General features: G+C 40.6%; 15 protein-coding genes. 10 read left to right on the top strand and 5 right to left on the bottom strand.

Features of this window, described 5'->3' with window-relative positions:
- Positions 1-47 precede the first annotated feature (47 nt).
- Entirely contained in the window at positions 48-500 is a 453-nt protein-coding gene (locus AC0L13_RS15225; protein ID WP_473641033.1) for a YueI family protein, read from the top strand.
- A 251-nt stretch (positions 501-751) separates the two neighbouring features.
- Positions 752-1,696, top strand: a complete 945-nt coding sequence (locus AC0L13_RS15220; protein WP_473641030.1) for a DMT family transporter — start codon at positions 752-754, stop codon at positions 1,694-1,696.
- A 358-nt stretch (positions 1,697-2,054) separates the two neighbouring features.
- Here AC0L13_RS15220 and AC0L13_RS15215 read toward each other — a convergent pair whose 3' ends face one another.
- Complete coding sequence (locus AC0L13_RS15215) at positions 2,055-2,954, bottom strand: helix-turn-helix domain-containing protein (RefSeq protein WP_473641028.1); 900 nt, start codon at positions 2,952-2,954, stop codon at positions 2,055-2,057.
- A gap of 114 nt (positions 2,955-3,068) precedes the next feature.
- On the opposite strand from AC0L13_RS15215, the gene AC0L13_RS15210 reads away from it, so the two are divergent.
- Both AC0L13_RS15210 and AC0L13_RS15205 read left to right on the top strand, forming a co-directional pair.
- Positions 3,069-4,406 carry an amidohydrolase family protein gene (locus AC0L13_RS15210; protein ID WP_473641025.1) on the top strand — a complete coding sequence of 446 codons (1,338 nt, stop codon included), beginning with the start codon at positions 3,069-3,071 and terminating at the stop codon, positions 4,404-4,406.
- Positions 4,407-4,574: 168 nt separating this feature from the next.
- A complete protein-coding gene (locus tag AC0L13_RS15205) occupies positions 4,575-5,048 on the top strand; it encodes a DinB family protein (protein WP_473641023.1) in 474 nt (157 codons plus the stop codon).
- Positions 5,049-5,125: 77 nt separating this feature from the next.
- Here the strand turns inward: AC0L13_RS15205 and AC0L13_RS15200 are convergent, their stop codons facing one another.
- The 3 genes from AC0L13_RS15200 to AC0L13_RS15190 all read right to left on the bottom strand — a co-directional run bounded on the left by AC0L13_RS15200 (position 5,126) and on the right by AC0L13_RS15190 (position 7,667).
- A complete protein-coding gene (locus AC0L13_RS15200) occupies positions 5,126-5,518 on the bottom strand; it encodes a diguanylate cyclase domain-containing protein (protein WP_473647043.1) in 393 nt (130 codons plus the stop codon).
- Entirely contained in the window at positions 5,515-6,879 is a 1,365-nt protein-coding gene (locus AC0L13_RS15195) for an EAL domain-containing protein (RefSeq protein ID WP_473641020.1), read from the bottom strand. The genes AC0L13_RS15200 and AC0L13_RS15195 overlap by 4 nt, the downstream gene beginning before the upstream one ends.
- Before the next feature lie 122 nt (positions 6,880-7,001).
- Positions 7,002-7,667: an HAD family hydrolase gene (locus tag AC0L13_RS15190; protein WP_473641018.1), complete on the bottom strand. Its 666-nt coding sequence runs from the start codon at positions 7,665-7,667 to the stop codon at positions 7,002-7,004.
- Positions 7,668-7,766: 99 nt separating this feature from the next.
- On the opposite strand from AC0L13_RS15190, the gene AC0L13_RS15185 reads away from it, so the two are divergent.
- From AC0L13_RS15185 to AC0L13_RS15175, 3 genes are all read left to right on the top strand, one after another.
- Positions 7,767-8,423 carry a reverse transcriptase-like protein gene (locus AC0L13_RS15185; RefSeq protein ID WP_473641015.1) on the top strand — a complete coding sequence of 219 codons (657 nt, stop codon included), beginning with the start codon at positions 7,767-7,769 and terminating at the stop codon, positions 8,421-8,423.
- A 299-nt stretch (positions 8,424-8,722) separates the two neighbouring features.
- Positions 8,723-9,778, top strand: coding sequence for an LLM class flavin-dependent oxidoreductase (locus tag AC0L13_RS15180; protein ID WP_473641013.1), 1,056 nt, complete (start codon positions 8,723-8,725; stop codon positions 9,776-9,778).
- Positions 9,779-9,809: 31 nt separating this feature from the next.
- On the top strand, positions 9,810-10,655 hold the full coding sequence (locus AC0L13_RS15175) for an MBL fold metallo-hydrolase (RefSeq protein WP_473641011.1): 846 nt from the start codon (positions 9,810-9,812) through the stop codon (positions 10,653-10,655).
- 97 nt (positions 10,656-10,752) lie between these two features.
- Here AC0L13_RS15175 and AC0L13_RS15170 read toward each other — a convergent pair whose 3' ends face one another.
- Positions 10,753-11,082 (bottom strand): DUF3889 domain-containing protein, encoded by a 330-nt coding sequence (locus AC0L13_RS15170; RefSeq protein WP_473641009.1) that lies wholly within the window; start codon positions 11,080-11,082, stop codon positions 10,753-10,755.
- 134 nt (positions 11,083-11,216) lie between these two features.
- Here AC0L13_RS15170 and AC0L13_RS15165 point away from each other — a divergent pair, with 134 nt between their 5' ends.
- The 3 genes from AC0L13_RS15165 to AC0L13_RS15155 all read left to right on the top strand — a co-directional run bounded on the left by AC0L13_RS15165 (position 11,217) and on the right by AC0L13_RS15155 (position 13,376).
- The gene (locus AC0L13_RS15165; protein ID WP_473641007.1) at positions 11,217-11,807 is read left to right on the top strand and encodes an ATP-binding protein; all 591 of its coding nucleotides are present in this window, start codon (positions 11,217-11,219) and stop codon (positions 11,805-11,807) included.
- Between the two features lie 48 nt (positions 11,808-11,855).
- Positions 11,856-12,785 (top strand): polysaccharide deacetylase family protein, encoded by a 930-nt coding sequence (locus AC0L13_RS15160; protein ID WP_473641005.1) that lies wholly within the window; start codon positions 11,856-11,858, stop codon positions 12,783-12,785.
- A 99-nt stretch (positions 12,786-12,884) separates the two neighbouring features.
- Positions 12,885-13,376 carry a hypothetical protein gene (locus tag AC0L13_RS15155; protein ID WP_473641004.1) on the top strand — a complete coding sequence of 164 codons (492 nt, stop codon included), beginning with the start codon at positions 12,885-12,887 and terminating at the stop codon, positions 13,374-13,376.
- The last annotated feature ends 66 nt before the right edge of the window (positions 13,377-13,442 follow it).

Raw genomic sequence — 13,442 nt, 5'->3', positions numbered from 1 at the left:
TTGTGCATATTAATATGACATGGACATTCAAAAAGGGGGTGTTTTCGATGTCAGGCAATATTGATGATTATATTCAACAAGGAATGTATGGCACTAGACAAACAAAGCCAGACGAACGTCGGAAATTCCTTGGAACAATTCGCGAGCGGATCGTCATTGCGCTTACACAAGAACAAGTGAAAGAACAAGGCATTTATAAACAAGTCGAAGATGCCATAAAAGAAAATAAAAAAGCTCGTCTATATTTAAACGGAAATATTAATTATGGCGTGCTATCAAAATATACGAAAATCGCATCCAAATATGATGTGAATTACACTTTTGTCACTAACCAAAAACACAATTCCGAAATAGGACTTCTCCTCGCATATGACAATGCCATTAACAAAGAGGAGATTTACGTTAAAAAGGAAATTCCTGCTCCAAATCCACAAAATAGCAAAAGTGAAAAGAAAGGGCTCTTCTCCGCACTCTCAAAACTTTTCAAGCAGCAAAGTTAGACTCAGCGGTGCCTCTTATTCGGTGCCTGTGCAAGGCGCATTAATGACAATTCAAACTTTCGTATAAAAATTAGTGAGTAAACCAATTGATCATTGAATCGATTGGTTTTCTTTTGTTATGCAATGGTATTGAGTAAACTCAATAGTTAGCTACACAGGTACCTGAAATAAGGGAGTATAATATCCTCTTCGAATGACAAATTAATAATGAGTGGGTTGACGTTATGAATTCCTGAGAAGAGGTAAAGTTGATGACAAAAAAAAGTGCTAAAGAAGTCAGGAAGGGAATAGGCTTAGGGGCCACTTCCGCTATTGCATGGGGTGTCGATACAGTAATCATTGGCATTATTATAGCGAGCACGCCATTTAAAGAGGCCGTAATGCTTGCTCCGATTATAGCCGCATTCATGCATGACTTTTTCTCTTCAATTTGGATTTCGTTATTTATGATAATTAAGGGTGAATTTATTAATGTCTTAAAGGTTTTTCCGACGAAGAGCGGTGCTATTTTAGTATTAGGTGCATTGTCGGGGGGACCACTGGCAATGAGTTTTTATTTTCTTGGAATCCAAAATGCCGGAGTAACGTACGCAGCAAGTATTGCATCTATATTTCCTGGCATAGGAGCCGTGCTCGCATACTTCTTTTTAAAGGAAAAAATGAACAAAAAAACGTGGTCCGGTGTTGTTCTGAGTATTATCGGGGTCATTATACTAGCATATGTGCCTACAAAGTTTGATGCCGAAAGCAATTTCTTCATAGGAATTTTGTTTTCTTTAGGAGCAGCCATCTTTTGGGGACTTGAAGGTGTCATTGGTGCATGGGGAATGAGAGGCAAAGAAGTCATCCCTCTATATGCAATTAATATTAGACAAATTACTTCAGCTCTCAGTTATGGAATCATACTCGTACCATTGCTGCATGGCTATCCTTTAGTATTCGAGGCGGCGACCTCCAGTATTGTATGGGTCATCATTATCGCGGGGCTATTAGGAACCGCCAACTATTCCTTATACTACTCTTCAATTGATTTGATCGGAGCTGCAAGGGGACAATCATTAAACAATACGTATGTATTTTGGGCGATCGCAACTGAAATTGTATTTATCGGTACGCCCGTCAATTTACAATTTATCGTAGGAGCCATCATCGTAATTTTAGGATCCATCCTCGTATCTGGCAGCGTCAAAAGGTAAAGGCTTTGATATTGACTTAACGGGTTCAATTAGCAACTGAATTAGCGTATGATTCGCATCCAAATTAACAGTATAAAAAGCAAGAAAAAATGCTCAGGTTATTATGCCTGTGCATTTTTTCTTGTCCTATCCTTTATTCCGCAAACGCGCCCGATTGTTGGGGGAGGATTACACTAAACATTACCCTTTCCCAGCCACTAATGCTGACTGTCTTCTAAAACCCGAAGATTATCTCCTTTTTTTGAATACATGGCGAAGGAAGTTGATACCCCTCACAAGAGGCAAGTATTAATGTGAAAAGGATAATGAATAACCCAAAAGTTTTTTCATAAATATAAAAAACACCTCCACAAAAAACTTATTCAATATGCTCTAAGATTTGCAGCAAATACAGTTCAATCCTATTTGCATGGCGAACAGAACCTAATTCGTTCAGGATGTGAATGGCCTGTTGAATTTTGGCAACTCCATTCTCTTTATTGCCTACTTTTAAATCGAACGCTCCATGTAAATGAAGTAAATTCACCCGCTCGAATAAATGATTTTCAGACAGGGTAATGGTTTCTAGATAAGAGAAAAATTCATTTATTTCTGCTTGGAATTTTATTTGTTTATCATAATGGTTAACAGGTCCCAATAAATAACTAATAGTATTCATCAAGATTGAAATAATGACGTCGTTCGCCTTTTTATAGTTATGGTAACGGAAGCTTTTTTCATATGCTGTTCGAGAAAGCTGCACGACCAATTCAGACGGAAGAAGTAGCATCGTTGAATTATAAAGCATGAATTCATAATGGCCCCACACTTCAATGTGAAACAAATAATCGGATAAGAGAGCAATATCCTTTTGATTCACATCCTCATCAATGGCCCTCTTCTCAACGATCTTTTCATAAACTTGAATCAACAAGACGTTATAGTAATACGTTTTCACCTCTACTTGCTGCCATTTTTTCATTTCCCGATCTTTTAATGACTTTAATGTGTCGGAATCTCGATCATAGTAAGCTGTACGTACATTTATAAAAAACTGTTCGAGTCTGTCAAGTTGATAATCATTATGTATGTATAAAAACTCATCGGCACTTACCATTAATTTATCCAAAATCCCAGTGAAAAGATTGAGGGTGATGTCCGAATCGCCACGTTCAAATTTTGATAGAAATGAAACTGAGCAAACTCCTTCAGCGAGCTCCTTTAAAGTTAACCCCTTTTGCTTTCGAATTCGTCGCATTGTTTCACCATAATTTTCCATATAATCTACCCCAGTCTCCACTAATTCCACTATATGATAATTAATAAAAGGCTTTTCAATATTCACTATACAATAAAGGCAGTTAAAGTAAAACGCACTGAGGGGGATAAAGTTATGGTTGATGCAACCAATTATATCATTGCAAACGGAACAATTATCGATGTCGAAAATGGGACGTCATTTATGGGTTCAATTGAAATTAATAAAAGCATTATTAGTAGAATTTTCAAGTCGAATGAAGCTTGGTCGAAAGATATTCCTGTAATTGACGCGAAAGGAAAATATATTATCCCAGGGTTATTAGATATGCATTGTCATATTCAGGAGAAGTATGCACCACATTTTTTGGCGTCGGGAGTTACGACGGTACGGAATACAGCAGGGAACATATATATGATTGAAAACTTGGTAAATGCACCAATCGATGCCCCAACGCCTACTGTATATTCTGCAGATCGAATGATTGACGGAAAACCGGGACAATGGGGGCCGACAAGCTTTGGAAATCTTGTAACCGATGATCCGGAGGAAGCAAGAAAGGAAGTTAGAAGACAGATTAACGTTGGAGCAAAATTCATTAAAGTTTATGGGTGGGCGAGCAGGGAAGTGATGCAAGCGGCAGTTGACGAGGCAAAAAAATTCGGAGTGGAAGTCAGCTGCGATTTGATCCATTCAAAAGACGTGAATGCATTAGATGCTGCCCAGATGGGCGTCACTTGGTTTGAACACGCATCTGGATTTGCACAGACTCTATATCCGGGATGGTATCCAGCGGTCGATCAAACGGAATGGAGCCACATTAATTGGGATAGACCTGATGAGAAGAAGATTAAAGAGCTTTGTGAACAAATGCTTCACTATAATGTGAAGCTGTGTCCAACACTCATTATCAATGATCAAGTGGATCTATACCCTGATTTTTGGGATCCGAAAAACAGGATAACGGAATCCCTTGAAAAGAATAATGGCCTCTTGGATCAATGGAAGAATATATCCGAGCTTTCAGAAGATCTTAAGCAGCAATTTGGCAAGCTTAACAAGTTTGCAAAAATGGTGGCTAAAACGTATTTGGATCTGGGGGGAACCGTAGTGACAGGAACGGATTCACCGGCGCTTATTTGGACCTTCCCTGGTATGGCGCTGCATAGGGAACTGGAATTGTTCGTAGAAATGGGATTGTCCGAAATGGAAACATTGCAGGCGGCAACAATAAATGCTGCGCGATCGATTGACATGAAGGAGATCGGTGCAATAAAAGAGGAAAATACCGCCGACCTTGTCATCTTAAATAAGAACCCACTCGAGGATATTAAACATACAAAAGAAATTCATCGTATTATCAAAGGTGGCAAAATATATCGGCAAGAGGAAATTCTGCAGCATGTGCCGAGTGAGGAATATATGGAACGACTACTGCGTGAATTTCAAGAGAAATGGGATTCGGTGAAGTGAGTCGGTACAAGACATACCCATGACGATTCAGGAAGTCTACTCATAAAAACAATTGATCTTAAAGAAAAGTTAACACAAGTGGCAAGTCTGAATAATTGGCTGTATATACACCTGTTTGCTATCATTACATTGTATCGCACGAATATTTTCTTAAGAGGTGAATCGGTTATGTACCGTAAAGTAGAGGATTTTATAGAAGAATGGACGATTGCATCCGAAGGGACCGCCAATGTGATCAAAGCAATTACGGATGAGAAGCTTAATCAATCCATCATAGCAGGTCATAGCACGCTTGGCTGGTTAGCGTGGCATTTAGTCGGAGCGGCAGGTGCATTTGGCCACTTTGCAGGATTTAACGTTCAGGGACCTGGCCCGAATGATCGGCAGCCAACAATTGCAAAAGAAATTTCTGATGCGTACGAGGCAATTGCAGAAGCTATTAAGGAAGAAGCAGCGAAGCTTACCGACGAAGACTTGCTTGGTGATGTAACGAGCTTTACAGGGCAAACGCAACGTGGAAAGCTATTGCGTGGATTAATTGATCACCAAACGCACCACCGCGGACAAATGACGGTTCTTCTTCGTCAAGCAGGCTTGACTGTCCCTCCGGTCATGGGTCCAACAAAGGAAATGAGCATGTAAGATGAAAGAAACAAACGAAACCGATTCTCTAATAATAGGGAATCGGTTTTTGGTAATATGGGGGATACACATACTCATTAGTCTTTCGAAAGTAAATAATTGCTTCCTACTAATTGCTTGCATTGTTTTTTTACTTTACTGCCTTCCTTCGCTAACTCATATGTAGATTGAAAATACTGATTAAAAATCACGGCGATTGAAACTGTCAATAATGGAAACAATTCATCTTTACCATGTCTATTTTTAGAAGCAATCCACCCAGTCTTTACATCATTCTCCGTGTAAAAATGAGTTATCGATGCATCGAACCGATCAATAATTTGTTCACTATATGTAACACATTTTTCTGACGCTGCGACTACTATAAAATCATCGCCGCCAATATGTCCAATAAAATCATTCGGAGACACGACTTCTTTTAAAATATGGGCAAGCTGCAGAAGCACTTGATCACCTTTTTCAAAACCTATACATCATTATAAGGCTTGAAATTATCAAGATCTAAATAGAGAATCCCGTAACTTTCCGTTGAATCGATACAATGCTGCAGCTGTTGTTCAATTAATACATTCCCAGGCAACTCGGTTAACGGGTTCATATGTTTCGCAACATTTATCTCGATTTCCATCGTCTTTTCCAATAATTCCTTAACCGTCACTATTCCATAATACTGTCCATCCTTCGTAATCGTAATGAAATCATATAAGCGGTTTGGATCCCTCATCATAGCAAGTTTAGCAACCATATGAATCGGTGTATTCATATCCACTTGCAAGAAATTTGTATCCATGATTTCATGTATTTTTCTTTCACTATATAAACTGTATCCATAAGGACCGCTAATTTTAAAATGCAATTGATTTCGGGTAATGACACCAACCAATCGATTCTGTTCAACAATACAACGGCCAGGTAAGGAATTATCCTGATCCATCATTGACTTCACGTCACCTATTAACGCAGAAACATCAAGAGTAGGCAAGGGTGTAGAAATATTCCCGACAAATGTATCAGTTGTTCGATTCAATGAGTTATTACGTTTACGCATGTTTTCAATCATAATTAATTCAATTACATCGCCTCTTATTGGCAATAGAGTAGGTTTAGGCTTTTGAATAAAATAACCTTGCCCATAACGAACTCCTAACTCAATAAGCTTACATAATTCCTCTTTCGTTTCGATTCCCTCTGCAATAATACTTATTTGGGAAAGAGCCGCAAATTCACATAAGCTTTTCACGAGAGACTGCTTCGTTGTGTCGCTGTCAATTTCTCTTATTAGCTTCATATCAAGCTTCAGAAAGTGAGGATGAATATCGGTTACAATATTCAAGCCGGAATATCCTGATCCTACATCGTCAATTGCAATTTGATAAAGTTGCTCTTTATAATGATTCACTGTCTTTTTAAAATGCGATAACTTTGAAATCGCTTCTCTTTCAGTGATTTCGAAAACAATTTTTTCAGAATCGATCTTGAACCTGCTTAAATACTCTTTTGTAAACCCATGTCTGAAAAGCGGGTCATTCATTATATTTGGGTTTACGTTTAAAAAAAGTTTTCCTTCCGATTGAAGTATATGAGCAGATTCTAATGCTTTTGTACGGCATAGATACTCTAGTTCCCAAAGTTGGTCATGTTCCATCGCGTAGGAAAATAGTTTCTCCGGATTTTGTAGAGGTGTATTCGACGGCCCTCGACTAAGCGCTTCATATCCTAGAAGATCCCCATCTTGCAAAGAAATAATTGGTTGGAATACTGTTTGAATCTCTTCGTTTTTTATAGTGCGGTAAAATAATTCTCTCAAATGAACTTCCTTTAGCTTAATCAACAGCCCTCTCTCCATTCGATAGGTCATTACTATCATTATAGTGGAAGTGAATAGGCCTATTGTCAGAGGGAGGTAAATTATCCGTAAAGAGTTTGTAAATTAATTAAGACGTCTAGTAGATTTCAACTAGACAATACTGTTTTCAATTCGATCAAATTATTTATTACAACATCAGCATGGGCAAGTTCCTCTTCTTGGGCAAAATCAAAATTACATCCAATCGCTAGGAAACCGTTGTCTTTCGCGGCATTTATGTCGGATAGTCGATCGCCTACAACCGCGCCCTTTTGAATATTATATTTCTTTTTTATTGTTTTGACTAAATCACTCTTATTAAGCGTATTAATTTGCTGGATACTAAACGTTTCAGTAACCCAATGATCCAAATGATAGTGGTCTACAATCGCTTGTAAATATGCTGTTAGCCCATTACTCGCTATGTAAATCGAATAATCATTTGCGGTAAGATACTCGAAAGTCTCTTTTACATTTGGATATAATGCTCCTTTTCCCAATTTGATGTTGTGAATCAATCTCTCCAAGAAGTAGGCGTCTGTTTGTTCTCTCACTTCCATAGAGTGCTCTGGCAATAAAGCCTCCCACACTTTTGGCAAAGGGACTCCCATAATTTCACGGTATGCATCAATAGGTGTCGCCTCGGTCCACTGATTCATAGCGCGCAAATTTTCGAAAGCATCATCAAGAGAAAGCTCTAAAATGTTATCTGTCTGAAATAATGTCCCATCCATATCAAAAATAATTGATTCCACACTATTCTCTCCTTTCATAACACCATCCACGTTTATTATACAGACAAGATAGGCGTGAGAGGATGAGGAAGTGGAAATAGATGAATACTAAGCGTGAATAGAATTGGAGGGGTAATGATGATCGTCACAATTGAATGGACGTACAAAACACCTAAAGGCCTGGAAACCGTCTTCCGTTCCGAGGAAATGAATGCGGCAGAGGCTGTCCTCGTTGCGGGTGATTTGGATAGGACCGGACGTGCGAAAAACGTGAAGTTCCTTGATAGATTCGACAGCTATTGGACCATTAAGGAAATGAAGGGCTACTTGAAAGGGATTGAAACAGAACCGCATAATATTACCGTTTATTTTGACGGGGGATTCGATTTGGCAACGAATGCGGCAGGTTTAGGCTGTGTCATTTATTATGATCAGAATGGAAAGTCATATCGCCTAAGAAGAAACGCATCTGTTGAAGAACTTATCTCGAATAACGAGGCGGAGTATGCAGCGTTACATTTTAGCTTGCAAGAATTGGAGCTATTAAATGTCCACGATTTATCAGTTCGGTTTGTTGGGGATTCGCGTGTCGTCATTAATCATTTGTGCGAGGAATGGCCGGTCATTGAAGAGAACTTGTTCAGTTGGGCAGATCGAATCGAAGCGAAAATGAAACAGCTTGGAATTCGCCCGGAATATGAGCTGGTGTCACGAAAAGCGAATGCCGAGGCGGATCGGCTTGCTGGCCAGGCATTGAATGGCGTTGAAATTACAGCGACGATTGAAAAAGAGTAGGAATAAAAAAAGTCCCCAATAGGGAACGAAGGCATTTCATATTCATCTATGCCAAACGGTCAATTACATTTTTTGCAATTTTTACATTTAGAATTATCCGCACCACATTTTTTGCATTTCGCCACTCCATCACTCCTTTGCAAGCATATATTCAAACTTATTCTATTGCATTCGAAGTTATGCATGAATTCATTTGGATAAGTAAATAAAGAGCTGGATACTTCTAAACAGCCGTAAAATCATAGTTAGTATACAATGAATTCGAAGCATATAAGATTGTTCGAATAGGAGGAAATATAATGGAAATCGGTGTAACAACTTTCGTGGAAACGACGCCCGATGTGGAAACAGGTCAAGTCGTCAGCCATGCACAACGAATAAGAGAAGTCGTGGAAGAAATCGTATTAGCAGATAAAGTCGGGTTGGACGTTTTTGGCGTAGGAGAACACCATCGGAAGGACTATGCGTGCTCGTCGCCTACAGTCCTGCTTGCAGCCGCAGCCGCTCGGACAAGCCGAATTAAACTGACGAGCGCCGTTTCCGTTTTATCTTCAGATGATCCGGTACGCCTTTATCAGCAGTTCGCAACGGTAGACGCTATTTCAAACGGCCGCGCGGAGATTATGGCGGGACGGGGATCGTTCATTGAGTCGTTTCCTTTATTCGGTTACGACTTGCAAGATTATAATGAGTTATTCGATGAAAAGCTTGAGCTATTAATGAAAATTAATGAGTCTGAGAAGGTTACATGGAATGGGAAACACCGACCGTCGATTCCTAATTTAGGTGTTTATCCAAGACCTGAGCAGGTCAAATTACCGATTTGGATTGCAAGTGGCGGTACTCCGCAATCAGCGGTGCGCGCAGGCGTTCTCGGGTTGCCACTCGTTCTTGCGATCATTGGAGGCAGTCCGTTGCAATTTGCGCCGATTGTCGATCTGTATAAGCGGGCGGCAAAGCAAGCGGGGCATGACGTTTCGAAGCTGAAGATCGCTTCCCACTCTCATGGGTTTGTAGGGGAAACGACTGCTGAGGCGAAAGATAAATTCTTCCCTTCAACTTCGCAGGCGATGAATGTGTTAGGGAAGGAACGTGGATGGGGACCGTATACGCGGGAGACATTTGAGGCGGCAAGCAGTTTGGAAGGTGCTTTGTATGTTGGAGACGCTGAAACAGTTGCGGAAAAGATCATCTTCCTCCGTAAAAATGTCGGAGTTGAACGGTTCATGCTCCACGTACCTGTCGGCTCCATGCCGCATGAAGATGTTATGAGGGCGATTGAATTATTGGGAACTGAAGTGGCGCCACTCGTCAGAGCTGAGATTGATCGATGGGAGAAAGAAACGCAGCAATAAGAGATATATCGATGTAGTAAGGAGAAGGAAAATGCAAAAGTTAACGAAAGTATCAGAACGCGTCTATTATTTGCCGCCTGTCCAAGAAACGGACCGACCGATATTAGGGGCGGTTGTTGGAGAAGAAAAGACGATCCTTATTGATGCAGGAAACTCATCAAACAACGCCAAGCTGTTTTTACAGCAGCTTAAGGAAATTGGGGTGGAAGCAGATCTGCTCGTCCTTACCCATTGGCATTGGGACCATGTCTTTGGCATGCGTGACATTACCATTCCAAGCATTTCATATAAAGAAACGTACGGAAAAATAAAGGAAATGCAGTTGTTATCTTGGGAAGACGAAGATTTAGATGAGCGTGTTCGGGTAGGAACGGAAATCCCGTTTTGTGCGGATGCGATAAAGAAAGAGTTTGGAAATGAGCGGGATATCCAAGTCCAACTTCCTACGATTGTCTTCGAAAATCGAATGACTGTTCATTTAGGTGGAGTGACTTGCGAAATTGAACACGTCGGCGGCGACCACTCAAGCGATTCATGCGTCATTTACATTCCTGAGGAAAAGGCATTATTCGTAGGGGATTGCCTCTACGCGAACTTGTACGCCGAAAAATGGAATTATACCGTTGAAAAAACGCTGAAGCTTATTGAGCGATTGGAAAAATATGAAGCGGACATTTATTTCCTCTCTCATCATCCAGCTCCTTTAACGAAAGAGGCATTCCATTCATTTTTACAACTTCTGAAAAACTGCGCATTGCTAACCAAGAAACACGCAGGGAACGAGGACGCAATCCGTCAAGAAATGGCTGAAAACCTAGAACACGAGCTGAACGAAGAAGAACTCGAAACAATTACCTTCTTCGTCAATGGCTACTAATTTTCACCTTCACCGGTGCCTGTGCAAGGTGATTTATGACAATTCGGTTTATAGTTTGCTACACAGGAACCGCTTTTAGGCACCGCCTTTACCGCATTTATCTATCTGTTTCTTCAAAATCGATTTTTTGGAGTTGGCCGGTTCTTGTTGTGAAGGTTATGGTGACGAAGACGCCGAATTCATGATCGTTGTCTTTTAACCATAGCTTGAACTTTTCGACTGTTGTATCGCCTTGGATTTCGCTCCCGATATGCAAGTAGTCAATGATATTTGCATCGGGATATTTTTGTTTTGTCTCTTTTACTGCAAGCAATCCCCATTTGGCATATATAGGGACTTCTTGTTGGACTAGAATGATGTCGGGTGAATGTGTCGTGGAAGTATAGACCGACATCAAAAGCCCAAGCGCTATAAGAAAATACTTCATTTGATTTCAACTCCTTTGCAAGCCTCGGTTCTTATAGGATGAGTCATTTATTCAGTTTCATTCTGAAGATATAGGAATGAGAAAGGGGCGTATAGTAAACTGATTCGTAGATTGTATGAATAGGAGCTGCACTCATGAAAAGGTTAGTCGTTATTACAGTTGGCAAGACGCATAGCGGAAAAACCACATTTGCACGGGCTTTAGAGCAAAAGCTCGAGAATTCCATTGTGATGGATCAAGACAACCACGGAGCATTCATCAACACATACTACAGTAACTTGCAGCCGAAGATAGGGCCAAATACGCTCAAGCACGCTATCTCCCAGCTCGTTGTCGATTATGCGAAGGAGCATAGTGATTGCCATCTAATTATTTGCAATTCAAATCGAAGTCGCCAAGGTCGAGCATATTTACTGGAGGAATTGTTTCCGAAAAATAAATTTATCCGCATCCTCGTACACTTTGATTTGCCGGATCATGTCCTTCATTCGCGCGTTACGAATAGTGATCGCGACACGAATATATTTAGGAGTGCCTCCAATTTTGTACAAGTGCTTGACCGGCAAAATGCGGACTCATTAAAGAAGGACGTTGTAGATCCTTCTGAAGGCGAAGCGGATCATTTATTCGTCATAAAAGGCAGCAGCGAAGTGGAAAGCGTTATTCATAGAATTATATTGATCGAGAAAGATTTGCATTTGAAGTTGACCCGTATAGTTCCTTAAAGAACGGGAATCTTAAAGCCAATATACTCTATCGGAGGACTGGCAGACATGAAAAATCTAGTGCTTATTGGCACGCTCATTCTAGCATTCGGAGGCTTTTTGATCCCAATTAATGCTATGGTCATTGATTCCAACGTGAAAAGCACCGTTAAAAACGAAGCGCTTTATGAGGAAATAAAATTCTACAGTAAGCAGCATGAAATTGAACCGGTAGACGCAAAAGTGGACAGGGTCTGGAAGGCTATACCTGGGTACAATGGATTGCGTGTCGATGTTCAAGCGAGTTATAAAAAAATGAAAACAGCAGGAAAATTTGATGAGACGAAGCTCGTATTCGAAGAAGTACCGCCTTCTGTACATTTGGACGACTTGGATCCCCAGCCAATCTTTAGAGGGAACCCGGAGAAGCCAATGATATCTTTAAACATTAATGTTGCTTGGGGAAATGAATTTATTCCTCCAATCCTTAAAACTCTCAATGATCATCAAGTGAAGGCAACATTTTTCTTCGACGGCAGTTGGACGACAAAGAATCCGGCTCTCGCACAGATGATCTACAATGAAGGTCATGAAATCGGCAACCATGCATACAGTCATCCCGATCTTCAGAAACGCTCCAGAGCCGACACGATGGAAGAAATCTCAAAAACGAATGCAGTCATCGAGGAAACAATCGGTTTCAAGCCGAAATGGTTTGCACCGCCAAGCGGAAGCTTCAATCAGCAAACTGTCGACGTCGCACACGAACTGAATATGAAAACAGTGTTATGGACGGTCGATACAGTTGATTGGAAAAAACCTGCACCATCCGAAATGGTGAGGCGTGTCGTGTCGCAAGTTGAAAACGGCACCATGATCCTCATGCATCCTACCGAGCCTGTGGCACAAGGATTGGGAAATATGATCGCTGACATCAAAGCGAAAGGTTATCAGCTCGGAACGGTCAGCGAATTGTTGAGTGAGAAACGGGTTGATTGAATAAACCGAAAGAAACGGAAATATTCGCTTCAAGCCATCACTTTGTAATGAACTTGCATACTATGTATCGAACGTTCTAATCGTGATGGAGGTATGCAATTGACGAACTTTTTATCTTTTACTGGCAGAGTGATGTGGATCGATGACTTTCCAATAGCGCCAAACGATCCGCAATTAGGTTGCTATAAGTTATTTTCGCTGTCTGACAGGGACGGTTCGATTGTGAATTTTGTTATCGAGCCTGCCACTTATTTTGTGGATCATGTCAAGGTAAAGGTTGGAGATGTTGTAACGGGGTTTTATGATGCAGATGCGCCGGTACCATTAATTTACCCTCCTCAATATCGGGCAGATGTAATGGCAAAGGATCAACCAAATACTTTTGTGAAAGTGAGTTTCTTCAACAACCAATTAATAAGCAGCGACGGCAATTTAAAATTGAATATATCGAGGCAAACAGAAATTGTACTCGAAAACGGGCAAGACTTTAATGGCAATCCCGCAAACAGAGATTTGATCGTCATCTACAGTACTACAACAAGAAGTATACCAGCCCAAACAACACCTCATAAAATTATCGTTCTTTGTTAAGGTCCCCCACGATGAAAGAGCCAAACGCTAGGCGATTGGTTCTTTTTATTATGCTAAAATTAAGCT

The sequence above is a fragment of the Sporosarcina sp. QA0331 genome (genome assembly GCF_055808055.1).
This window is presented reverse-complemented; position numbering and strand designations above follow the sequence as displayed.

Coding starts and splice junctions, on each gene's coding strand:
- AC0L13_RS15225 (WP_473641033.1), top strand. CDS start 48: ATGTCAGGCAATATTGATGATTATATTCAACAAGGAATGTATGGCACT.
- AC0L13_RS15220 (WP_473641030.1), top strand. CDS start 752: ATGACAAAAAAAAGTGCTAAAGAAGTCAGGAAGGGAATAGGCTTAGGG.
- AC0L13_RS15215 (WP_473641028.1), bottom strand. CDS start 2,954: ATGGAAAATTATGGTGAAACAATGCGACGAATTCGAAAGCAAAAGGGG.
- AC0L13_RS15210 (WP_473641025.1), top strand. CDS start 3,069: ATGGTTGATGCAACCAATTATATCATTGCAAACGGAACAATTATCGAT.
- AC0L13_RS15205 (WP_473641023.1), top strand. CDS start 4,575: ATGTACCGTAAAGTAGAGGATTTTATAGAAGAATGGACGATTGCATCC.
- AC0L13_RS15190 (WP_473641018.1), bottom strand. CDS start 7,667: ATGAAAGGAGAGAATAGTGTGGAATCAATTATTTTTGATATGGATGGG.
- AC0L13_RS15185 (WP_473641015.1), top strand. CDS start 7,767: ATGATCGTCACAATTGAATGGACGTACAAAACACCTAAAGGCCTGGAA.
- AC0L13_RS15180 (WP_473641013.1), top strand. CDS start 8,723: ATGGAAATCGGTGTAACAACTTTCGTGGAAACGACGCCCGATGTGGAA.
- AC0L13_RS15175 (WP_473641011.1), top strand. CDS start 9,810: ATGCAAAAGTTAACGAAAGTATCAGAACGCGTCTATTATTTGCCGCCT.
- AC0L13_RS15170 (WP_473641009.1), bottom strand. CDS start 11,082: ATGAAGTATTTTCTTATAGCGCTTGGGCTTTTGATGTCGGTCTATACT.
- AC0L13_RS15165 (WP_473641007.1), top strand. CDS start 11,217: ATGAAAAGGTTAGTCGTTATTACAGTTGGCAAGACGCATAGCGGAAAA.
- AC0L13_RS15160 (WP_473641005.1), top strand. CDS start 11,856: ATGAAAAATCTAGTGCTTATTGGCACGCTCATTCTAGCATTCGGAGGC.